Below are 20,096 nucleotides of genomic sequence, written 5' to 3'. Positions count from 1 at the left end.
GCAGAAGTCGAGCCTTGTATCAGGAGTGTGATGGACGTCGACGCGATCTCGAAACCGCATGAGCGGCTCGCCGAAATTCTGACCGGCGAAATGGAGGCGGTGAATGCGCTGATCCGCACGCGGATGGCGTCGGAACACGCGCCCCGCATCCCCGAGGTGACGGCCCATCTGGTCGAAGCCGGCGGCAAGCGCCTGCGCCCGATGCTGACACTGGCTGCTGCGCGGCTGTTTGGCTATGCGGGCGATCACCATGTGCGTCTGGCGGCCACGGTCGAGTTCATCCATACCGCGACCCTGCTGCACGACGACGTGGTCGACGAAAGTGGCCAGCGGCGCGGGCGGCCCACGGCAAATCTGCTGTGGGACAACAAGTCCAGCGTTCTGGTCGGCGACTACCTGTTTTCGCGCAGCTTCCAGCTGATGGTCGAAACCGGATCGCTGCGCGTTCTGGACATTCTCGCCAATGCCTCGGCTACGATTGCCGAGGGCGAGGTGTTGCAGATGACCGCGGCCACCGACCTGCGCACGGATGAAAGCGTGTACCTGCAGGTTGTACGCGGCAAGACGGCGGCGCTGTTTTCGGCGGCGACCGAAGTGGGCGGCGTGATCGCGGGCGCGTCCGAGGCGCAGGTCCAGGCCCTGTTCGACTATGGCGATGCGCTGGGGATCGCGTTTCAGATTGCCGATGACTTGCTGGACTATCAGGGTGACAGTAGCGCCACCGGCAAGAATGTGGGCGACGATTTCCGCGAGCGCAAGCTGACCCTGCCGGTGATCAAAGCGGTCGCGCAGGCCACACCGGACGAGCGCGCCTTCTGGGAGCGCACGATCGAGAAGGGCCGTCAGCAGGAGGGCGATCTGGATCACGCGCTGGCGCTGATGGACAAGTACAAGACGCTGGAGGCCACACGGTCGGATGCCCGAGACTGGGCGGCCAAGGCCAAATCAGCGCTTGAGGCACTGCCGGATCACGAGATCCGGACCCTGCTGCGCGATCTGGCGGATTACGTGGTCTCGCGCCTCAATTAAGCTGCGTGGCGCGGCACCACCAGTCGGGATGCGCTGCGCCGATCTCATAAGCCGCGAAATGCGCCGCCTTCATCGAGGGGTAGAGCGCGAAACAGGTCGAACCTGACCCGGACATGCGGGCCAGCAATACGTCCCGCGTTCCCTGCAGTTCATCCAGAACCCGTGCAATCGCCGGGGCAACTGCCTTTGCGGCGGGTTCCAGATCGTTGCGTTGGTCCGCAAGCCAATGGGCGCACGCCTCTGGCCCGTCAAAAACCGGAATATCGGCTGGCATCCCCGGGTTATCGCGCGATTCCATTGCTTTGAACACTGCGCCTGTGGGCACTTCGACGCCCGGGTTGACCAGCAGTGCATGCAGCGCGGGCAAGGTCACAGGCGCAACCTGCTCACCAATGCCCTGCATCCGAGCGGCCTCTGCCACCCTGCAAACCGGAACATCCGCGCCCAGAGACACCAGAACGTCCGTCGGCAGGTCAAAACCCTGACCTGAGAACACACGCAATGCTGCCGCGGCATCAGACGAGCCACCACCGATCCCGCCGCCATGGGGCAGTACTTTGTTCAAAACGATATGACCGGTCCACCCCGCCGCCTCAGCCGCTTTCCAGACCAGATTGCGATGATCGTCGGGAACGCCCTGCGCATGCTCACCGGTGATGGACATGGACAGGTGATCGCCCGGCTTAAACTCCAATCGATCCCCCAAATCCGCAAACACAACCAGCGAATCCAGCAGGTGATAGCCATCCGTGCGCTGGCCGGTCACATGCAGGGTCAGGTTGATCTTGGCGGGCGCGAAGGCCTCAGTTGCCATTGGCGACCTTCAGCGGGTCGGCCCCTTCTTCGGCCAGAACCGCGTCCAGTCCGATTTCAAGCTTGCGGCGAATGCGCTCGGGGTCGGCCTCGCCATCCGTGTTCTCGGGGTCGATGAAGGACAGCGCCCGGCTCCACTGGAATTCCGCCTCGCGTCCACGCCCGACGGCCCAGTAGACGTCGCCCAGGTGGTCGTTCACCACCGGATCGACCGGCATCAGTTCGACCGCGCGTTCCATATGCTCGACCGCTTCGTCATAGCGGCCCAGACGGAACAGCACCCAGCCAAGGCTGTCGACGATATAGCCGCTGTCAGGGCGCGCGGCGACGGCGCGTTCGATCATGCTCAGCGCCTCATCCAGCTTTTCCTGCCGTTCAACCAGCGAATAGCCCAGATAATTCAGCACCTGCGGCTGATCCGGGTTCAACTCCAGCGCGCGGCGGAAATCGGCTTCGGCCAGCTCCCAGTTCTTGAGCCGTTCATGACAAATCGCGCGCGCATAATGCAGGAACCAGTTGCCGGTTGCGCCATCTTCGGTCAGCGCGATGGCGGTGTCATAAGACGTGACCGCCTCAGCATAGTTTTCCTGTCGCCGCTGCAGATCGGCCAGCGCGACATGCACGCTTGGCAGATCAGGCCGTTGCGCCGCCAGATTTTGCAGAACCTCGACGGCAGCGTCGGTTTTACCGGACCGGCCCAGAACTTCGGCGCGGCCCAGTTCGGCCACGTGATGATCCAGACTACCCGGCGGTACCTTGCGATAGGCCGCAACCGCCAGATCGCTCTGATTCAGTTCGTCCAGCAACTCGGCGCTCAGCAGGATGGCATCCACGTGATCAGGGCGCAGGAAGTTGGCCGTACGCGTGTAAAGCAAAACGTAGTCGTGCGAGGCTTCGGTATTCAACGCCGCGCCCACCGAGAAGAATATCTCGGCCATACCGTCCTGCGCCGAACGGGCATGGGTGAAAGGCAGGGTTTCGCCCGCGCTCAACCGTGCTGAATAGTCTTCAATCGAAGGGTCGTTGCCAGCCGCAAACACCTTGTCCAGAAAGGCCAGCGCATCTTCGTTGCGATCCAGTTGCGACAGGACCTCGGACCGGGCGAGGGCCGCGCGGCGGGTGAATTGGGCGACGGCAGCATCATTTTCGGCGAAAATCGCTTCGGCCCCTTCAAAATCGCCAATTGAGGCCAGTGCTAGTGCCTTGTGGTACAGGGCAAACTCGCGCAGGCCGTCCTGGGTGGAAACAGTGTCGAACTGTTCCATCGCCTTAGTCATTTCGCCCTGGCCCAGATAGGCCCAGGCGATCATCAGCCCGTCCACCAGAGGCCCGACGCCTTGCGTTTCGGGATCACGGGCCAGCAACTCATCCAGTTTGCCGTCCGCGATCAAGTTGGCCGCAATCACCATGCGCGCGGGCTGGCTGTTCAAACCGGCGTCTTCGATGGTTTGTGCGATGGGCAGGGCGCGCTGAACTTCACCCAGCGCCAGCCGCGCCAGAAGAACGCTTTCCAGCAGTTTCTCGTTCTGCGGGTCAAACCTCAGCGCCTGTGCGTAGTATTTTTCGGCTGCGGTATAGTCGCTTTCATAGATCGCCTGACGCCCGGCCAGATAGGACCCGGCACCGGTATCCGCAAATCCGGGCATTGCAACCGAAGAAGAGAGCAGCACGGCCAGTGCCGCGCGACGTACCAGGGAAACCACCGAAATCCTGCCTTGCTGTCGTTATCTGAACGACAAGCTAGGGCTTTGGCCGGTCAGAGGCAATGGCAGAGCCTTCACGACCCTGCCAGAGCCCGTATTTTCGCTTACATGTTGGGATAGTTCGGACCGTCCCCACCCTGCGGCGTGGTCCAGGTGATGTTCTGGCTGGGATCCTTGATGTCGCAGGTTTTGCAATGCACGCAGTTCTGGAAGTTGATGACGAATCGCGGTCCGCTTTCATCCTCAACCATCTCATACACGCCCGCCGGGCAGTACCGCTGTGCCGGTTCGTCGAACTTGGGCAGGTTCACTTTGACCGGGATATCCGGGTCGGCCAGTTTCAGATGGCAGGGCTGGCTTTCCTCGTGGTTGGTCGCGGCAAAGGACACGTTGGTCAGACGGTCGAAGGACAGCACCCCGTCGGGTTTGGGATAGTCGATGGGCTGGTGCTTGCTGGCATCCTCGGTCGCTTCGGCATCGTTCTTGCCATGCCCCACGGTACCAAACAGCGAAAAGCCCAGCGTGTTGGTCCACATGTCCAGACCGCCCAGCATCAGGGATGCGGTCAGGCCCCATTTCGACCAGATCGGCTTGACGTTGCGCACCTTCTTCAGGTCTGACCCGATGGCGCCTTCGCGCACGTCAGTTTCATAGGCGGTCAGTTCGTCGCCAGACCGCTCGGCCTTGATGGCGTCAAAGGCGGCCTCGGCCGCGGCCTTGCCCGACAGCATGGCGTTGTGGTTACCCTTGATGCGCGGCACGTTGACCATGCCCGCCGAGCAGCCCAGCAGTGCCACGCCCGGCGCGACCAGTTTCGGCATCGACTGATAGCCGCCTTCGGTGATGGCACGGGCACCATAGGCCACGCGCTTGCCGCCTTTCAGCAGCTCGGCCACCATCGGGTGATGCTTGAAGCGCTGGAATTCCATGTAGGGATAGAGGTGCGGGTTCTTGTAGTTCAGGTGAACCACAAAGCCGACATAGACCTGATTGTTTTCAAGGTGATAGATGAAGGACCCGCCACCTGCATTGCTGCCCAGCGGCCAGCCCATCGTATGCGTGACCGAGCCTTCTTTGTGCTTGGCCGGGTCGATCTCCCAAATCTCTTTCATGCCGACGCCGTATTTCTGCGGCTCTTTGCCCGCAGACAGGTCGTATTTGGCGATGACTTCCTTCGACAGCGAGCCGCGCACGCCTTCCGACAGGAACACGTATTTGCCGTGCAGTTCCATGCCTGGTTCGGTGTTGGGACCATAGGAGCCATCCGCTTCGAGACCAAAGACACCGGCCACGACGCCTTTGACCTCGCCATTGTCGCCATAGACCAGTTCCGAACATGCCATGCCGGGGAAGATTTCTACGCCCAGTTCTTCGGCCCGTTCGGCCATCCAGCGGCAGACATTGCCCATCGAGACGATGTAGTTGCCGTGGTTGTTCATCAGCGGCGGCATCGGGAAGTTGGGGATGCGGATCTGACCGGCCTCGCCCAGCATATAGAAGTTATCATCATGCACCGGCACGTTCAGCGGCGCGCCCTTGTCCTTCCAATCGGGGATCAGCGCGTCCAGCCCGCACGGATCCAGCACTGCGCCCGACAGGATATGCGCGCCCACCTCGGACCCTTTCTCCAGAACCACGACATTCAGGTCGGCATCCAGCTGTTTCAAACGGATGGCCGCAGACAGGCCCGCAGGGCCAGCACCCACGATCACCACGTCATATTCCATCGCTTCGCGTTCAATCTCGGCCATCGCGGGCTCCTTAGCTAACTTTCCGAATTGGCGCTGTTCTCGTGCGGTCGGCGCAATTTTGTTTCACGGCTGATTACATGGTCGGAAAGAGTTTGGTCAATCGAAACACGGCGTAACATTGGCGCGATTCGACATATCAGTCCTCCGGCGCATTCCCCATCAGGTATCTGGGACCGCTACCATGGGATTTGGCCCGGTCATCGGGGTTGTAAAGCCTGCATTTCGGCAGGCTGAGACAACCGCAGCCGATGCAGCCGTCAAGATTGTCGCGCAACTGCATCAGCGTATCGATTCGCTGGTCCAGTCGGGCGCGCAGATTGACGCTGATCGCCTTCCAATCCTGCGGCGTGGGGGTGCGGTTTCCGGGCAGGCCCGACAGAACCTCTCGGATCTCCGGCAGGGTCAGGCCGAACTGCTGTGCGATCATGACAAAGCTCAACCGTCTTATGTCGGCCCGCTGATAGCGCCGCTGCCCGCCCGCGTTGCGCCACGGCGCGATCAGGCCCTGTGCCTCGTAATACCGGATCGCCGAGACCGCCAACCCGGTCCGGCGCGCCAAGGCCCCTATCGCCAACCCGTCGGAAACCGCCATCACGCCCTCGCAAATAATCCTTGACCTAAAGTTAGGTTTAGAAACTACGGTGAGTCGAAACAAGCCTCAATTCGCAAAGGAGACCCCATGATGGCGATGCTTGAACATACCAATTTCACGGTCCGCGACCCCAAGGCCTCGGCCGCGTGGATGGAGAAGGTCTTTGGCTGGAAAACCCGCTGGGAAGGCCCTGCCATCACGGGCGGCTACACCGTGCATGTGGGCAGCGCGCATACCTATCTGGCGCTCTACGCGCCAGAGAACCCGAAACCGGCAGGCGAAAGCAGCTATGACATCGTCGGCGGGCTGAACCATGTGGGCGTTCTGGTCGAGGATATCGACGCAACTGAAACCAAAGTCCGCGAGGCCGGGTTCACGCCGCATAACCACGCTGATTATGAACCGGGCAAGCGGTTCTATTTCGACGATGACAACGGCATCGAGTTCGAGGTGGTTCAATATAATTGAGATGCTCTGGCTCGGAACCGAGGCGCACAGATGGCGGCGCGGTGATCTGATGGGGCACCGCCACAGGCGACCTCCGCCGCCGCCAAGACGGCGCTAAATCGCGAATTGAACAGGCGGGGTCTTGTCGCCTCTTGCAATTCCCACGCCATTTGGGTCAGGTATTCAGCAACCCATCTTTCGCCCCGACGCTTTCCATGCGGCGGGGCGGCTCAATTTATGCGTGGACGACAAGAGTATGGAAAAAATTCCAATGACGCCTGCGGGCAATGCCGCGCTCGAGGCGGAGCTGAAGAACCTCAAATCCGTCGAGCGCCCGGCGATCATCGAAGCGATTGCAACCGCCCGGGAACTGGGTGATTTGAAGGAAAACGCCGAGTATCACTCGGCCCGGGAAAAGCAGGGCTTTATCGAAGGCCGCATCAAGGAACTGGAAGGCATCCTGTCGCTGGCCGATGTGATCGACCCCTCCAAGCTGTCCGGCGCGATCAAGTTCGGGGCGAAGGTGACGCTGGTCGATGAAGACACCGACGAAGAAAAGACCTGGCAGATTGTCGGCGAATACGAGGCCAATATCGAAAACGGCCTGCTGAACGTCAAATCGCCCATGGCCCGCGCCCTGATCGGCAAGGACGAAGGCGATAGTGTCGAGGTGCGCACACCCGGCGGCGTACGGTCCTATGAAGTTCTGAATATCGAATACGCCTGACCCGGAGCGCCTGTCATGTCGGGGCCCAACCCAGACCCGGAAAGCGAACGGCCAACCTCATTGGGCATCTATGATCGTCCCAAACAATCCAGCGTGACCGGGATCGAGATCGCGGCGCTGGTGCTAAGCGTGATCTGGCTGGTCGTGTCGGTCGTGTTTCTGGTCTTGCCCGGTCAGGGGCAGGGCGGATTCGTCGTGTCCTTTCTGGCCGTCTTCATGCCGGTAGCGATGATCTGGGTCGCCGCCACCGCCATGCGCGCCAGCCGCGTGATGCGTGAGGAAAGCGCGCGGCTGCAGACCGCCATCGATGCGATCCGGCAAGCCTATGTCGTCCAGCAACACCGCGCCGCCAGCACGTCCGAGCCGGCCGTGACCAAAAAGCTGGACGAAATCGCTGCCGCTACGAAAAAGACCGAAAGCGCGCTGGCGACGTTTTCGACCAAGCGTGGTGAGCCGGTGGCCGCAGGCGCACGGGCCGCTGCGCCGGACGACCAGACCTCGCTGGAGCTTGGAACCCCGGCCGAAGAAATCGCGCCGCCGCTGACCACCGGTATCTTCATCCGGGCGATGAATTTCCCCGAGACCGAGAACGACACCGAAGGCTTCAACGCCCTGCGAATGGCGTTGAAGGACCGGAAGGCCGCGCAACTGGTGCAGGCCTCGCAAGATGTTCTGACGCTGCTCAGTCAGGAAGGCATCTATATGGACGACCTGCGCCCTGACATGGCCCGGCCCGAGATCTGGCGTCAGTTCGCCCAAGGCGCGCGGGGCCGGTCGATTGCAGCGCTTGGGGGTATCCGCGATCGGTCTTCACTGGCGCTGACGGCGGCGCGGATGAAACAGGACCCGATCTTTCGCGACGCCGCGCATCACTTTCTGCGCCGCTTCGACAACATGATTGTCGAGTTCGAGCCGGGAGCCAGCGACAGCGAACTGACCGCACTGGGTGAGACCCGAACCGCCCGCGCCTTCATGCTGCTGGGGCGTGTGGCCGGAACCTTCGACTAGTCCGGCGTAACTGTCCAACTCATCTTGGTGGCGCTGCTAAAGCCGAAAACATGCCGAAACGGGCCGGTCTGTTCCTGACCGATGGCCCGGAACCCCTCGCGCTCATAGAGCGCACGTGCGCGAGGGTTGCTGTCGATCACGTCCAGATGTACTTGCGTCGCCCCAGACCGGCGGGCCTCGTCCTTGATGGCGGCCAACAGAGCTGTGCCCACCCCCTGCCCGCGCGCCTCTGCCGCAACAAAGATGCCGTCCATTTGGAAAACGCCGGGCTGCAGATCACGCTCCAGAATGCTCAGAACCAATGCGCGCCATAACGCGCCAAACCAGCCGTAGACGCCCGCCAGATCGGACATGCTGCCTCCGGCCAACCCGCCCTCGCGGGTTTTGAACCCCGCCAGTCCCAGCATCCTGCCTTCCGCATCGCGCGCAACCAGCGCGAAGTCGGGATTCAGGGCGCGCGCAAAGAAGGCGATACCCTTTTCATCCGGCCCCATCACCCGGTTCAGCTTGGCGGAAAACGCTTGCCAAAACAGGCTCGCCGCCAAAGGCAGTTCCGCCGGGCTGAAGCCGCGCGACACGGTGACCGTCACAGACCGAAACTGCCGTAGGGCAAAAACCGCACCATGTCGCCGGGCCTGATATCCCGCGCGCCGTCTTCGATTTCCACCAGCCCCTCGGCCCAGCTGAGGCCGCTGATCCGGCCCGAGCCTTCGGAATGAAACACCTCGGCCCGACCATCGCGGATGCGCGCCCGCAGGTATTCCCGCCGCCCCGGCTTTTTGCGTTTCTCAAACGCCGCCGGAACGTCGAACGCCTGCGGTTCCGACCAGCCTTCGCCCGACATCAGGCCCAGTGCCGGGCGGGCAAAGATAAGAGTGCACACCAAGGCCGCCACTGGATTGCCCGGCAGGCCAAAGACCGGCGTACCCGCCCACAGGCCAAGCGCTAAGGGACGGCCCGGTTTCAGCGCGATGCGCCATTCCTGCATCGCCCCGGCCTGCCGCAACAGGGCCGAGACGTGGTCCTCATCCCCTGCCGAAGCACCACCGCTGGTCAGGACAACATCCGCTTGTTCAGCCGCCGCATCCAGCCGCACCCGCAGGACCTCGCGATCATCGGCCACCCGGCCCATATCGACCGGAACAAATCCCATGCGCTCCACCAGAGACAACAGCATGGGCCGGTTGGCGTCATAAATCTGCCCCGGCCCGGCGACATCCCCCGGCTCAATCAACTCGTCCCCAGTGGACAGAACCGCCACGCGCAACGGTTTGCGCACCGAAACCTCTGCCACACCAATGGCCGAGAGCAGGGCCAGATCGGCGGGGGTCAGACGCCGCCCGGCGGGCAGCGCGGTGTCGCCCTCGGCCACGTCTTCCCCGGCATCGCGAGCGTTTGCGCCTTGTTTCAGCGGCCCGTTAAAGGCGATATGCCCGTCTTTCAGGGTCACGTCTTCTTCGAGAATAACCGTATCCACCCCGGCAGGCAGCGCCGCGCCAGTCAGCACCCGCAGCGCGAAGCCTGCGGGAACCTCACCGTCAAACGGGACGCCTGCAGCCGCGCGCCCCTCGGCCAGCGGCATCACCTGCGCGCCTTCAGGCGCGCGCCCGGCAAAACCGTACCCGTCCACGGCGCTATTGGGCAGCGGCGGGTTTGACCGTTTCGCGATCACATCCGCAGCCAGCACCCGGCCGGTGGCCTGCGACAACGCGACCGTCTCAACACCCGTCACCACGCTGAGCCTGTCGCGCAGCAGAGCCAGCGCGTCATCCACCGGGGTCCAGTTCACCCCCGCGGGCAGAGCGAAACAATCGTTGCGCAGCGGTGGCGGGGCAATGTCAGGTGTGCTCATAATCCGACCTCCTTCAGGATGAAATCCGCAATGGCGGCGGTGTCGTTCAGATCAAAAACCGGGATGTCCACATCCAGCGGCGTGTCGCTGGCCACAGCGCGGACCGTCGCATCACCACCCGCAATCAGCGGGTTTGCGGCTTCGGCGCGAAACGCCTCGACCTTGGGGTGGCCTTCGCGTTTGAAGCCTTCGATCAGCACCAGATCGACCGGAGACAGCCGCGCCAGCAGCGTATCCAATGGCGGTTCTGGCGCCCCCCGCAACTCCTGCATCAGCGCCACGCGCTGGCCCGAGGCCAGCAGCACCTCGGACGCGCCCGCCGTGCGGTGGCGGTAGCTGTCGGTGCCGGGCTGGTCCACATCGACCGCATGATGCGCGTGTTTGACGGTCGAGACCGAGAGGCCGCGACCGGTGATCTCGGTCACCAGACGTTCCATCAGCCCGGTTTTGCCCGCGTTTTTCCAGCCGGTGACGCCGTAAACCCTCATGCCTGCTCCAGCAGCCTTTGTGCCCGTTCCAGATCGGCGGGCGTGTTGACGTTGAAGAACGGATCGAACGGCTGGGCCTGAAACAGCGCCTCGCGCCCGTCATGCCGGTCGGTCCACAGCACCACCTTGCGCAGCCCATCGTCTAAGGCCGCGCGCAAGTCATCACGAAGCGCCACGGGCCAGAGGCCAAAGGTCGGGTGCCGGTTGACCCGCTTGCCGCCACCGGATTTCAGCGCCTCGTCCCCAGTGCGCGGGGTCGTCGCCAGCACCAGCGGATAGGTCTGTCCTTGGGCGGCCTCCTGCAGTCGAGCCACCAGATCGTGCGGAAAGAACGGCGTGTCGGCGGCGGCGGTGACGATACAGTCGGCCCCTTGTTCAGCCGCCCAGTCCAGCCCGGCCAGCACACCGGCCAAAGGACCCGCGAACCCGTCAATCGAATCCGCGATCACTGGCAAGTTCAGATCGGAAAACCTCGCGTGATCGCCATTGGCGTTCAGCGCCAGACCATCAACCTGCGGAGCCAAGCGGTCAATCACATGGCGCAGCAGGCTTTGACCGCCGATTTGCAGCAGCCCCTTGTCGCCCCCGCCCATCCGGGTGGCCAGACCGCCTGCAAGGATGATGCCGAGAGGTTTGGTCATCCTTAGACCTCAACTTCCGGCCATTTCTGGAATTTCTCAGTGGGCAGAAAAGCGCAGATGAGGATGCAGACACAAAACAGAGCGTACCATAGTCCTGTGGGCGTTCCTGTGACTTCTGCGATCGAGCGGCTCAAACCGATGAAAGACGGAATAAAGAAGAGCACAACAAAAATACCAATGACCAACATAAAGCGCCGATACCGGCGTGTTGCTCTTTGAGTTTCGTCGGATAAACCTGCAACCTCGGGCAGCCCGCGCAAAATAACCCGTTGAAGCGCCATATTTTGCTGCTGCGTCATCAAACCCCACGCTTGCCAGCCCAATCGAAACGGAGCACCCAAATCGAAGACCCCGATATATTCCCTTGGCGTCCATCCCAACTGGTTGAGCACGTCGTTGTCCAATTCAGCCATACCTTCAACAACTGCGCGTCTGCTGCGCCCAAAACCGCGCACAAACAAATAGTAAGTTGGGAAGATGCCTATCAACACAACAACAAGAGTAAGGATGTAAAGCGTGTCCAAAATCATCCCGCGCTCTTCCGCCGATGTTTCTTATCCTCAACCGCCACGCTCGCCGGGTCGATATCGCGCAGCAGCCGATCCTCGCCCGACAGACAGACGAACCGCTGGCCACGCATCCGGCCGATCAGGGTCAGGCCAACCTCGCGCGCGATTTCGACGCCCCATGCGGTGAAGCCCGAGCGTGAGGCGAGAACCGGGATGCCCATCATCGCCGTTTTGATCACCATCTCGGATGTCAGACGGCCCGTGGTATAGAGGATCTTGTCCTCTGCCCCTTCCCCCTCGGACAACATCCAGCCTGCGATCTTGTCGACGGCATTGTGGCGGCCCACGTCTTCCATATACACAAGCGGGCGATTTTCACGGCAGAGCACTGTGCCATGGATCGCCCCGGCCTCAAGGTACAGCGACGGGGTGCGGTTGATCTTGGCCGCCAGATCATAGAGCCACGAGGTCCGCACCTGCGTTTGCGGCAGGCGTACATCCTCGAGCCCCTCCATCATGTCGCCGAATACCGTGCCCACAGCGCAGCCGCTGGTGCGGGTCTTTTTCTTTAGCTTGTCCTCGTACGAAGTCTCGCGCGCGGTGCGCACGACCACGGTTTCCAGATCGTCGTCATAGTCGACGCGCGTGATGTCATCATCCGCCAGCAACATGCCCTGATTGCGCAGGAACCCCAGCGCCAGATATTCAGGGTAATCGCCAATGGTCATCGCGGTCACGATTTCCTGCGCGTTCAGGAAAATCGTCAGCGGGCGTTCCTCGACCACCGAGATCTGGCTGATCTCGCCATTTTGGTCCACGCCTTCCACCGCGCGGGTCAGACGGGCCGCGCCGGGATCGGGGGCGATGAGGTAATCCGAGACATCCAGTTCCGTGGCCAATTGCAACCCTTTCCCAAGACCGCTACTGCTGCTGCGATCACCATAGGATTTAGCCATGGCCTCCGCCACATCCAAGTCATACTTCTGGAAGGGTTTTCGCGACGGCACGCCGTTTGTCTTCGTGGCCATCCCCTTTGGCTTGCTGTTCGGCGTCTTCGCGACCGAGGCCGGGTTGAACGTCGTCCAGACCGTGGCGTTTTCGGCCACCGTGTTTGCCGGGGCCGCGCAATTCACCGCCTTGCAGCTTTTGCAAGACAACACGCCCACGGTAATCGTGTTGATCTCGGCGCTGGCGGTGAATTTGCGGGTGGCGATGTATTCGGCCTCGCTGACACCTTATCTGGGGGCCGCGCCGCTGTGGCAGCGGGCTTGCGCTGCCTATCTGATTGTGGACCAGTCTTACGCCAGCTCCATCGTGCGGTTCGAAAAAGAGCCTGACATGACCGTGCCGCAGCGCATGGCCTATTTCTTCGGCGCGGTCACACCGATCACACCACTTTGGATAATCGCCACCTATCTGGGGGCCGTTCTGGGAACACAAATCCCGGAAAGCTGGGCGCTGGACTTCGCGCTGCCGATCACCTTTCTGTCCATGATCGGTCCGATGATGCGGACGCTGGCCCATGTCATAGCGGCTCTGGTCGCCATCTTTGTCGCGCTGTTGACCGTTGGCGTGCCGTTCAATCTGGGCCTGCTGATCGCAGGCGCAGCAGGCATGGTCACAGGTGCACAGGCTGAACTGATGCTGGAGCGGCGAAAGATATGAGCAAGATCGACCCGACCACCATGTGGATCGTCATCGCCGGTCTCGCGATTGGCAGCTACGCCCTGCGGTTTACCTTTATCGGTCTGGTCGGAGACCGCCCAATGCCGCCCTGGCTGCTGCGCCATCTGCGCTATACTGCTGTGGCAATCATTCCCGCGCTGATCGCGCCGCTGGTCGTCTGGCCCTCGGCCACCGAAGGGCAGCCGGACCTGCCGCGCATGGCTGCAGCGGCGGTGGCTTTGACAGTGGGGTATGTCACCAAGAACGTGCTGGCGGCGATCTTCAGCGGGGCCGCCACGCTTTACGGGCTGCTGTATCTATTGGGCTGACGCAACCAGCTGATTGAGCCGCGCGTTGTTCGCCGCCAAACCCTTTTGCAGGTCCGCATCGTCGTTCTCGCGGTAGTCCTCGGTCACCACGCCGGGAAGCTGGCCGAATTGTTCGGACAGTTTGACCGGGTAGAAGGTCACATCGATCTCTTCAAACCCCGGCACCTGCTGCAAGAGGCGTGCGGTGGAGTTTGCGCAGTAGGCCCCGGCAACCGGCCCCGACTGTTTCGCCAGTTGCAGCGCGATCTCGGCCTGCTGCGGTGTCACTTCGATGGTCTGGATGCGGGCATAATGCGTCTCGCGCGCATGGGCGCTGCGATAGGCACGCTCGACCGCCGGGGTGATACCGTAGAGGACGTCATCCTTCATCGGCACAACATCCGCCTGGAACGAGCCTGCGGGGTCAAAGATCACCCGCTCGCTGCCGCCGATCATCAACGACGTGTGCGCACCCGAACCGGTGCGCGTGTTGATCATCGTATAAAGCGTCAGGGTCGAGGGGCCGGGATCGCGGTAAGATCGGGCCACAATTTCAGACTGATCCGCCTGCGGACGGTTCGAGCCCGCGCAGCCTGCTAGCGTGGCCGCCAGAAGGCAGGCGATCAGGATGCGAAACACGGCTGCCCCCGCTTCGGCTTAGGAGGCGAAAACCGCCAGGAACAGGCACAGGAAGGCGATTGCCACCACGCACCATGTTGTGGCCTTGACGAAGCCATTGAAGGTTTTTGTTTGAACCGTGATGTCCATTTCGCCGTGCTTGTGTTCAGCCATGAGTCGAAGATTCCTAATTCGCGTGTTTGATCTGTTGGATAATGGAAAATCCGGGGCCTGTCACCACGTCATTCGCGCGCAGGGGCGCGTTCGCCAAAGACCGAGCATCCGGGATAACCGAACCCCCACCGCCAGGGCAGACCGCTGCAGGGGCCGCCGCCGAACCGTACCGCTCCGTACAGCGCATCGGCCGTCAGCGCGTGCACGTTGCGAATCTGGTCGGGGGTCATATCGTAGCGGGTGGCATATTCATCCGCATGGGTTTCCCCATGAGCTCTGACGCAGGAGCGCAGAGTTTCGTCGGCGGACAGGCGGGCATCGTAACTGTCAACCGCGCGAGTTGCCCCGCCTGCGTTATGATAGGCGCGGTCGTGGGTCACGCAGCAGCCCTCCCACGGCGGGTGGGCCTGAAACAGCTCTTTGATCTGCGGGAAAGTGTCGGCGACCCAGCGCCAACTGGCGGACAGGCCGCCCGAGCAGCCGTCGGTTTCGAACGGCGTCAGTTCGGTCTCGCCCCGCTGCGCGATCAGGGCTCGGTGGGCGGGCATCTCGACACCGCGCATCAGATCCTGCGCCGATGCTGGGGCAGACAGCGCGACCAAGAACAGCGCCAGCCTAGGGGCTTTCATCGCGCATCGCCTCGGTATCGACCTGCAGGCCGAATGTGGTGGCGAGCCACAGCAACAGCCGCTCGGCCGGGCCCATCTGGGCGCGCACGCGCAGAACTTCGTTGGCCATGGCGGGGCGATCGGTGATCAGCCCGTCAACACCCATCGAGGCCATGGCCGACATCTGCAGCGGGTCGTTCACCGTCCAGACGTAAATGTCCTTGCCCGCGTCATGCACCTGCCGGATCAACCCCGGCGACACGGTTGCGGCGTTCACCGCCACGAAATCGCCCTCCAGACCCGACAGATCGCCCACGGCGGTGGCCGCCAGAACGCCCGCGCGCCAGTCGGGGCGGATCGTCTTCATCTTTTGCACTGCGGGGTATTTCAGCGACATGGTGGCAATGTCTTCCTGCATGCCCAGTTCCTCGACCAGCGCGGCAACGCGGTTTTCCAGATCGACATCATGGCCATAGTATTTCAGTTCGATGATCACCTTGGCACGGCCCTTGGCGGCCTCAAGCACTTCGCGCAATGTGGGCGTGCGTTCGTCGGCGTATTCCGGGCCGAACCAACTGCCGATGTCGATCTCGGCCACATCCTCCATCGTGGCGTCCCAGACCTTGAGGTTCACCCCGGCCAGCTTCATGAAATCACTGTCATGGGCGACGATGACCACATCGTCCGCCGTTTCCTGCACGTCAATCTCGACCCAGTCGGCACCGTCCTCAATGGCTTTCAGGACCGAGGCCATGGTATTTTCCGGCCGCAGAGCCGCCGCGCCGCGATGGCCGATGACCTCTGCGTGGTCGGGGGCCTGCACGCGTTCCAGCAATTGATGGCTGAACACCCCGCCGATCACCAGCGCGCCCAGCGCCAGCCCGACCGCTACGACCAAAGGAACCCCCAAGCGCCCCGGCTCGGGGTGCGGAGGCTCTTCCGTCCTGATCTCGAAGTACCGGTCCAACAGCACCGCCAGCGCCCCCAGTGCCGTAGCCGCCAGAACCAGCCCGGCCAGAGACCACAGGCCCGCAACCAGCAAGCTGTAAATCAGCGCCAGCCGCAGATGGCTGGCCCCCTGCAGCGGTACGAGGGCAAATAGCAGCCCGGCGATCCACGCGATCGCGGCAGCAATGACAAAGCGCAGGATCAGCCACAGAACCAGTTGGACCTTAAGACGACCGCGCTTGCCCTCCATCCGCTGGGCGCTGATGTTGAAGGCATGGGCCGGGTGGATGGTTTCGAACAGCACCAGATGCAGACCCAGCGCCCAAGCCGAGAGCCTGCGGATCAGCACCCAGGCCATCACCAGCGCCACGGCTCCGATCAGGCCAACCGCGACCAAGAAGGCGGGCGGGTGGAAGGTCAGGTAATAGTTGATGTCATATTCGGTCAGCGTCCACCACGCGATCAGCCCCGCAACCGCCAGAAACGGCAGCGCCAGCAGAAGCACCCGCAGGATGAACCGCGCCGCAAAGCCAAAGAGTGCAGGCAGACGCGACAGGATCAGACCGATAGCGGCACTGCCCGCGCGCCAGGGATCGGATTCGCCCATCCTCAGCGATCCGGCCATGACCGAGAAGACAAAGACCTCGGCCAGCAGAAACAGGCTGAGCACCACGATGGCCGCAACAAAGCCTACCGGCGACAGGATGAACATCGCGATGTCCTGATCCGTCAGCGCCGTCTGGTCCGACAGCGACACCGCCAGATTGACCGCCGCCGCCACACCGGGCGCAATCAGCGCGATCAGCAGCAGGCGCACGGCGAGGTAGATGGGCACAAACACCCAACGCCGTCTCCAGGCGCGGGCATAGGCAGTTGTAACGGCTGAGAAAGTGGTCACGCGCGCGGCCTCCTGAATGGTTCACTCATTCAAGGCTGCGAAAGCGTGAATTGCAAGTCAGCTTTCTTCCAGATCCGCGGCCAGACGAAAGCCGATGCGGTTGGCGGGCTTGTCCTCGACCGATTTGGGCAAGGCGCGCAGCATCACGTTCAACTGGGTGACATGTTGCACCAGTTGCGTCCGTGCACCGGACCCGTCGGACCCATAGAAGGTGATAACGTCGGGGTCGAAATACCCCATCCCCTCGATCCGCATGACGCCTGCATCGCCGCCGGTGAAGCCCATGGCAACCTCATGATCGGCATCCAGGGTCTTCTCAAAGTTCTGGATATAAAGGATCAGGCGTTCATAGGCCCATTGGGCCGGGCTTTTGGTTTCGACGGGCTTTTGCAGCGGGCCGGGCAGGTTCTTGGCACCGGATTCCGCGTCGGGGTTGGCATGAACCTCGTAACAGCGTGGCAGGGCGGCGGCTTCGGCGGCCTCGGCCGAGGTTTCGATCTGGTCCTGCATCGCGTTACCCTTTGCGCTGAAATTCCCACGCCCCGTCCGCGCGCTGCGTCCGGGTGACAGACCCAATGTGGTAGAGATGGTTCAGGTGTGCAACCGCTTCGACCAGCGCCAGCCCATATTCGCCTTCGCTGATGGTGCGTTTGAACAGCGGCAGGAAGCAGTCGGACGCCGTTTTGGGACGGTCCAGATCGTCCAGCAGGCGCGCCAGCGCCCCGTGGTGATTGTCGATCAGTTGCTGCATCCGCAGGGGCAGCCCGGTGAAAGGCAGTTTGTGGCCGCCCAGAACCAGATGATCGTCGCGCGCCAGCAGCTTCAGCCGCTCGCAGGCTTCCAGCCAGCCCGAGACCGGATCGGCCAGCGGCTCGGTCGCATAAACACCCAGATTGGGGCTGATTGAGCTGAGGATCTGGTCGCCGGTCAACACCAGATGGTCGTCGCGGCTCCAGAAGGTCGCGTGTTCGGGCGCGTGGCCGTTGCCCATATGGACATCCCAGTCACGCCCGCCCATGCGGATCACATCACCCTGTTTGATCCGGGTAAAGCCCAGCGGCATCGGATAGACGGTATCGGCAAAATTGAAGGGCCGGTCGGCCATCCGTTTGGCCAGAATCTCAACGTCCATGCCCGCACCGCAATAGAAATCCAGCGTCTCCTGCGGCCAGCTTTCCTGCACATCCAGCGTCAGCATTCGCGCAAACAGCCAGGCGGTGCGGCTAGCCACCAGTTCGGCCCCATGTTCGGACTGAAACCACCCGGCATTGCCCACGTGATCCGGATGGTGATGGGTAATCACCACGCGGTTCACCGGTTTGCCAGCCAGCGGGCCAGAGAGCAGTTGTTCCCACAAACCTCGGGTCTTTTTGGTCGAAATGCCGGTATCAATCACCGTCCAACCATCGCCATCATCCAGCGCATAGATGTTCACGTGATCCAGCGCCATTGGCAAAGGCAGCCGCATCCACAGCACGCCCTTGGCAACCTCAACCGCCTCGGCGCCCGAGGGTGCTTCGGGCCACGGATATCGGATCGTTGCGGGCTCCACGCCGTCCATCACGCGACTAGCTCATCGGGGCTGAGTGCAAAAAGGTCCCCCGCCCCGGTCTGCGCCTGTGCCAGCAGACCGGAATATTCGGGCAGCAGGGCGTTGATATAGAACCGCGCCAGTTTTGCGCGCGGACCGTCCGGGTCGGCCAGCGCCGAGACCAGATGGTAATGCCCGCCCAACACCCGAGCAAAGGCGCGAAGATAGGCCGCCGCACCGGCAAAGCGGTCGTTCAGATCGTCCCGGGCAACCAGCCATTCGGTCGCCTCGCGCAGCGACTCGGTCGCTTCCCAAACCGGACCGGCGAGGTCGGGCATGGTGGCACGGGCCTGCTCGGCATGATCTTCGATCTCGTCCAACAGGCGCGAGGCCGCCTCGCCCCCGTCCATCATCTTGCGACCCACAAGGTCCATCGCCTGAATGCCGGTGGTGCCCTCGTAAATCGCAGTGACGCGAACGTCGCGGCAGAATTGCGCGGCCCCGGTTTCCTCGACATAGCCCATGCCGCCATGCACCTGCATCCCGGTCTCGGAGACACGAATGCCGGTCTCGGACCCGAAGGTCTTTCCGATCGGCGTTAGAAGCGCCGCGCGCGCCACCCAATCGGCATCGCCGGTGGCCTGTGCCATGTCGATGGCCACCGCGTTGGCCATCAGGATCGCGCGGGCCGCAAATGTATCGGCGCGCATCTCAAGCACCATCCGGCGCACATCCGCATGGTCGATGATCGTGCCCGATGCGGTCTTGCCCTGCTTGCGCTCGGTCGCATAGGCCAGCGCGTGCTGATAGGCCCCTTCGGCCACGCCAACCCCCTGACCGCCGACCCCAAGACGGGCGTTGTTCATCATCGTGAACATCGCTGCCATGCCGCCATGTTCCTCGCCGACAAGCCAGCCTTTGGCCCCGTCATACTGCATTACACAGGTCGGAGAGCCGTGCAGGCCCATCTTGTGTTCCAGCGAGACAACCTTCAGGTCATTTGCACCACCGGGATTGCCGTTTTCATCCGGGATGAACTTGGGCACCAGAAACAACGAAATCCCCTTGGTTCCCGGCACGCCATCCGGCAGGCGCGCCAGCACCAGATGGCAGACATTTTCGGCGAAATCGTTATCGCCCCACGAAATGAATATCTTCTGCCCCGTCACCGCGTAAGTGCCATCCCCGTTGGGTTCGGCCCGCGAGGCCAGCGCGCCGACATCCGAGCCCGCCTGCGCCTCGGTCAGGTTCATGGTGCCGGACCAGTCGCCCGCCATCATCTTGGGGATATACAGCTCTTTCAGCGCGTCGCTGGCATGATGTTCCAGCGCCTCGATCTGCCCTTGGGTCATCAACGGGGCCAGTTGCAGCGACAGGCAGGCACCGGCAAACATCTCATTGACCGCCGTCGTGACCGAGACGGGCAACCCCATACCGCCATATTGCGGATCGCCATTGATCCCGATCCAGCCGCCTTCGGCGATGGCCTTCCACCCCTCGGCATAGCCGGGAGAGGTGCGCAAGATACCGTTTTCCAGCCGCGCCGGTTCCAGATCGCCGGGGCGCTGCAGGGGGGCCAGAACCTCTTCCGACAGCTTTCCAGCCTCGGTCAGGATCGCGCTGACCACGTCCGGGGTGGCATCGGCGAACTTGTCGGTGGCGGCGATCTGATCGAAGCCCACCACGTTGCGGAACAGGAATTCATAGTCTGAGATTGGGGCGCGGTATGGCATGACTTCCCTCAAAAGACGGTCTGATTGGGTCGCGCAGACGGGCTTGGAATCGT

Annotated in this window: 23 protein-coding genes; 6 read left to right on the top strand and 17 right to left on the bottom strand. The window is 62.5% G+C overall.

The features are described from left to right. Nucleotides 1–30 precede the first annotated feature (30 nt). Nucleotides 31–1,029 (top strand): polyprenyl synthetase family protein, encoded by a 999-nt coding sequence (locus ACR0JN_RS13180; protein WP_480886165.1) that lies wholly within the window; start codon nucleotides 31–33, stop codon nucleotides 1,027–1,029. On the opposite strand, the gene ACR0JN_RS13175 is transcribed toward ACR0JN_RS13180, so the two are convergent. The 4 genes from ACR0JN_RS13175 to soxR all read right to left on the bottom strand — a co-directional run bounded on the left by ACR0JN_RS13175 (nucleotide 1,022) and on the right by soxR (nucleotide 5,888). Beyond that, a complete protein-coding gene (locus ACR0JN_RS13175) occupies nucleotides 1,022–1,843 on the bottom strand; it encodes a 4-(cytidine 5'-diphospho)-2-C-methyl-D-erythritol kinase (protein ID WP_480817676.1) in 822 nt (273 codons plus the stop codon). The two genes, ACR0JN_RS13180 and ACR0JN_RS13175, sit on opposite strands and share 8 nt — an antisense overlap. After that, nucleotides 1,833–3,545, bottom strand: a complete 1,713-nt coding sequence (locus ACR0JN_RS13170; RefSeq protein ID WP_480886163.1) for a tetratricopeptide repeat protein — start codon at nucleotides 3,543–3,545, stop codon at nucleotides 1,833–1,835. Before ACR0JN_RS13170 ends, ACR0JN_RS13175 begins: the two co-directional genes overlap by 11 nt. Before the next feature lie 104 nt (nucleotides 3,546–3,649). Beyond that, nucleotides 3,650–5,296 (bottom strand): electron transfer flavoprotein-ubiquinone oxidoreductase, encoded by a 1,647-nt coding sequence (locus ACR0JN_RS13165; RefSeq protein WP_480886162.1) that lies wholly within the window; start codon nucleotides 5,294–5,296, stop codon nucleotides 3,650–3,652. Nucleotides 5,297–5,432: 136 nt separating this feature from the next. Then, entirely contained in the window at nucleotides 5,433–5,888 is a 456-nt protein-coding gene (soxR, locus tag ACR0JN_RS13160; protein WP_480886160.1) for a redox-sensitive transcriptional activator SoxR, read from the bottom strand. Nucleotides 5,889–5,975: 87 nt separating this feature from the next. On the opposite strand from soxR, the gene ACR0JN_RS13155 reads away from it, so the two are divergent. The 3 genes from ACR0JN_RS13155 to ACR0JN_RS13145 all read left to right on the top strand — a co-directional run bounded on the left by ACR0JN_RS13155 (nucleotide 5,976) and on the right by ACR0JN_RS13145 (nucleotide 8,070). Beyond that, nucleotides 5,976–6,356: a VOC family protein gene (locus tag ACR0JN_RS13155; RefSeq protein WP_480886159.1), complete on the top strand. Its 381-nt coding sequence runs from the start codon at nucleotides 5,976–5,978 to the stop codon at nucleotides 6,354–6,356. Between the two features lie 235 nt (nucleotides 6,357–6,591). Further along, entirely contained in the window at nucleotides 6,592–7,062 is a 471-nt protein-coding gene (greA, locus tag ACR0JN_RS13150; protein ID WP_480886158.1) for a transcription elongation factor GreA, read from the top strand. A 15-nt stretch (nucleotides 7,063–7,077) separates the two neighbouring features. Then, complete coding sequence (locus tag ACR0JN_RS13145) at nucleotides 7,078–8,070, top strand: hypothetical protein (protein WP_480886156.1); 993 nt, start codon at nucleotides 7,078–7,080, stop codon at nucleotides 8,068–8,070. Here ACR0JN_RS13145 and ACR0JN_RS13140 read toward each other — a convergent pair. From ACR0JN_RS13140 to ACR0JN_RS13115, 6 genes are read right to left on the bottom strand one after another with little or no spacing between them, the layout of a single operon-like run. After that, nucleotides 8,067–8,648 (bottom strand): GNAT family N-acetyltransferase, encoded by a 582-nt coding sequence (locus tag ACR0JN_RS13140; protein ID WP_480886154.1) that lies wholly within the window; start codon nucleotides 8,646–8,648, stop codon nucleotides 8,067–8,069. The genes ACR0JN_RS13145 and ACR0JN_RS13140 overlap by 4 nt on opposite strands. Nucleotides 8,649–8,656: 8 nt before the next feature. Next, nucleotides 8,657–9,922 carry a molybdopterin-binding protein gene (locus tag ACR0JN_RS13135; protein WP_480886152.1) on the bottom strand — a complete coding sequence of 422 codons (1,266 nt, stop codon included), beginning with the start codon at nucleotides 9,920–9,922 and terminating at the stop codon, nucleotides 8,657–8,659. Next, nucleotides 9,919–10,410 carry a molybdopterin-guanine dinucleotide biosynthesis protein B gene (mobB, locus tag ACR0JN_RS13130; protein ID WP_480886150.1) on the bottom strand — a complete coding sequence of 164 codons (492 nt, stop codon included), beginning with the start codon at nucleotides 10,408–10,410 and terminating at the stop codon, nucleotides 9,919–9,921. Before mobB ends, ACR0JN_RS13135 begins: the two co-directional genes overlap by 4 nt. Beyond that, on the bottom strand, nucleotides 10,407–11,051 hold the full coding sequence (mobA, locus tag ACR0JN_RS13125; RefSeq protein WP_480886148.1) for a molybdenum cofactor guanylyltransferase MobA: 645 nt from the start codon (nucleotides 11,049–11,051) through the stop codon (nucleotides 10,407–10,409). The genes mobB and mobA overlap by 4 nt, the downstream gene beginning before the upstream one ends. 2 nt (nucleotides 11,052–11,053) lie before the next feature. Beyond that, the gene (locus tag ACR0JN_RS13120; RefSeq protein ID WP_480886146.1) at nucleotides 11,054–11,581 is read right to left on the bottom strand and encodes a hypothetical protein; all 528 of its coding nucleotides are present in this window, start codon (nucleotides 11,579–11,581) and stop codon (nucleotides 11,054–11,056) included. Then, on the bottom strand, nucleotides 11,578–12,465 hold the full coding sequence (locus ACR0JN_RS13115; protein WP_480886445.1) for a formate dehydrogenase accessory sulfurtransferase FdhD: 888 nt from the start codon (nucleotides 12,463–12,465) through the stop codon (nucleotides 11,578–11,580). The genes ACR0JN_RS13120 and ACR0JN_RS13115 overlap by 4 nt, the downstream gene beginning before the upstream one ends. A gap of 49 nt (nucleotides 12,466–12,514) precedes the next feature. Between ACR0JN_RS13115 and ACR0JN_RS13110 the strand changes: the two genes are divergently transcribed. After that, a complete protein-coding gene (locus tag ACR0JN_RS13110; protein ID WP_480886144.1) occupies nucleotides 12,515–13,225 on the top strand; it encodes an AzlC family ABC transporter permease in 711 nt (236 codons plus the stop codon). Beyond that, entirely contained in the window at nucleotides 13,222–13,554 is a 333-nt protein-coding gene (locus ACR0JN_RS13105) for an AzlD domain-containing protein (protein ID WP_480817688.1), read from the top strand. The genes ACR0JN_RS13110 and ACR0JN_RS13105 overlap by 4 nt, the downstream gene beginning before the upstream one ends. Here the strand turns inward: ACR0JN_RS13105 and ACR0JN_RS13100 are convergent. The 7 genes from ACR0JN_RS13100 to ACR0JN_RS13070 all read right to left on the bottom strand — a co-directional run bounded on the left by ACR0JN_RS13100 (nucleotide 13,543) and on the right by ACR0JN_RS13070 (nucleotide 20,043). Continuing rightward, on the bottom strand, nucleotides 13,543–14,172 hold the full coding sequence (locus ACR0JN_RS13100; RefSeq protein ID WP_480886143.1) for a hypothetical protein: 630 nt from the start codon (nucleotides 14,170–14,172) through the stop codon (nucleotides 13,543–13,545). The genes ACR0JN_RS13105 and ACR0JN_RS13100 overlap by 12 nt on opposite strands. An 18-nt stretch (nucleotides 14,173–14,190) precedes the next feature. Then, on the bottom strand, nucleotides 14,191–14,325 hold the full coding sequence (locus tag ACR0JN_RS13095) for an aa3-type cytochrome c oxidase subunit IV (RefSeq protein ID WP_480817690.1): 135 nt from the start codon (nucleotides 14,323–14,325) through the stop codon (nucleotides 14,191–14,193). 68 nt (nucleotides 14,326–14,393) lie between these two features. After that, complete coding sequence (locus ACR0JN_RS13090; RefSeq protein ID WP_480886141.1) at nucleotides 14,394–14,954, bottom strand: hypothetical protein; 561 nt, start codon at nucleotides 14,952–14,954, stop codon at nucleotides 14,394–14,396. After that, nucleotides 14,941–16,779 carry a glycerophosphodiester phosphodiesterase family protein gene (locus tag ACR0JN_RS13085; protein WP_480886140.1) on the bottom strand — a complete coding sequence of 613 codons (1,839 nt, stop codon included), beginning with the start codon at nucleotides 16,777–16,779 and terminating at the stop codon, nucleotides 14,941–14,943. Before ACR0JN_RS13085 ends, ACR0JN_RS13090 begins: the two co-directional genes overlap by 14 nt. A gap of 57 nt (nucleotides 16,780–16,836) precedes the next feature. Beyond that, on the bottom strand, nucleotides 16,837–17,289 hold the full coding sequence (locus ACR0JN_RS13080) for a DUF6173 family protein (protein WP_480886138.1): 453 nt from the start codon (nucleotides 17,287–17,289) through the stop codon (nucleotides 16,837–16,839). Between the two features lie 4 nt (nucleotides 17,290–17,293). After that, nucleotides 17,294–18,340: an MBL fold metallo-hydrolase gene (locus ACR0JN_RS13075; protein ID WP_480886443.1), complete on the bottom strand. Its 1,047-nt coding sequence runs from the start codon at nucleotides 18,338–18,340 to the stop codon at nucleotides 17,294–17,296. Next, nucleotides 18,340–20,043 (bottom strand): acyl-CoA dehydrogenase, encoded by a 1,704-nt coding sequence (locus tag ACR0JN_RS13070; RefSeq protein ID WP_480886137.1) that lies wholly within the window; start codon nucleotides 20,041–20,043, stop codon nucleotides 18,340–18,342. Before ACR0JN_RS13070 ends, ACR0JN_RS13075 begins: the two co-directional genes overlap by 1 nt. Between the last annotated feature and the right edge of the window lie 53 nt (nucleotides 20,044–20,096).

Source organism: Ruegeria sp. G12 (assembly GCF_056533565.1).
Note: the sequence above shows the minus strand (reverse complement) of the source record. Positions and strands in the feature narration are given on the sequence as shown.

What these genes read in the sequence shown, in the direction of transcription:
- ACR0JN_RS13180 (WP_480886165.1), top strand. Translation starts at nt 31, where the DNA reads ATGGACGTCGACGCGATCTCGAAACCGCATGAGCGGCTCGCCGAAATT.
- ACR0JN_RS13175 (WP_480817676.1), bottom strand. Translation starts at nt 1,843, where the DNA reads ATGGCAACTGAGGCCTTCGCGCCCGCCAAGATCAACCTGACCCTGCAT.
- ACR0JN_RS13165 (WP_480886162.1), bottom strand. Translation starts at nt 5,296, where the DNA reads ATGGCCGAGATTGAACGCGAAGCGATGGAATATGACGTGGTGATCGTG.
- soxR (WP_480886160.1), bottom strand. Translation starts at nt 5,888, where the DNA reads ATGGCGGTTTCCGACGGGTTGGCGATAGGGGCCTTGGCGCGCCGGACC.
- ACR0JN_RS13155 (WP_480886159.1), top strand. Translation starts at nt 5,976, where the DNA reads ATGATGGCGATGCTTGAACATACCAATTTCACGGTCCGCGACCCCAAG.
- greA (WP_480886158.1), top strand. Translation starts at nt 6,592, where the DNA reads ATGGAAAAAATTCCAATGACGCCTGCGGGCAATGCCGCGCTCGAGGCG.
- ACR0JN_RS13145 (WP_480886156.1), top strand. Translation starts at nt 7,078, where the DNA reads ATGTCGGGGCCCAACCCAGACCCGGAAAGCGAACGGCCAACCTCATTG.
- ACR0JN_RS13135 (WP_480886152.1), bottom strand. Translation starts at nt 9,922, where the DNA reads ATGAGCACACCTGACATTGCCCCGCCACCGCTGCGCAACGATTGTTTC.
- mobB (WP_480886150.1), bottom strand. Translation starts at nt 10,410, where the DNA reads ATGAGGGTTTACGGCGTCACCGGCTGGAAAAACGCGGGCAAAACCGGG.
- mobA (WP_480886148.1), bottom strand. Translation starts at nt 11,051, where the DNA reads ATGACCAAACCTCTCGGCATCATCCTTGCAGGCGGTCTGGCCACCCGG.
- ACR0JN_RS13120 (WP_480886146.1), bottom strand. Translation starts at nt 11,581, where the DNA reads ATGATTTTGGACACGCTTTACATCCTTACTCTTGTTGTTGTGTTGATA.
- ACR0JN_RS13110 (WP_480886144.1), top strand. Translation starts at nt 12,515, where the DNA reads ATGGCCTCCGCCACATCCAAGTCATACTTCTGGAAGGGTTTTCGCGAC.
- ACR0JN_RS13105 (WP_480817688.1), top strand. Translation starts at nt 13,222, where the DNA reads ATGAGCAAGATCGACCCGACCACCATGTGGATCGTCATCGCCGGTCTC.
- ACR0JN_RS13095 (WP_480817690.1), bottom strand. Translation starts at nt 14,325, where the DNA reads ATGGCTGAACACAAGCACGGCGAAATGGACATCACGGTTCAAACAAAA.
- ACR0JN_RS13090 (WP_480886141.1), bottom strand. Translation starts at nt 14,954, where the DNA reads ATGAAAGCCCCTAGGCTGGCGCTGTTCTTGGTCGCGCTGTCTGCCCCA.
- ACR0JN_RS13080 (WP_480886138.1), bottom strand. Translation starts at nt 17,289, where the DNA reads ATGCAGGACCAGATCGAAACCTCGGCCGAGGCCGCCGAAGCCGCCGCC.
- ACR0JN_RS13075 (WP_480886443.1), bottom strand. Translation starts at nt 18,340, where the DNA reads ATGGACGGCGTGGAGCCCGCAACGATCCGATATCCGTGGCCCGAAGCA.
- ACR0JN_RS13070 (WP_480886137.1), bottom strand. Translation starts at nt 20,043, where the DNA reads ATGCCATACCGCGCCCCAATCTCAGACTATGAATTCCTGTTCCGCAAC.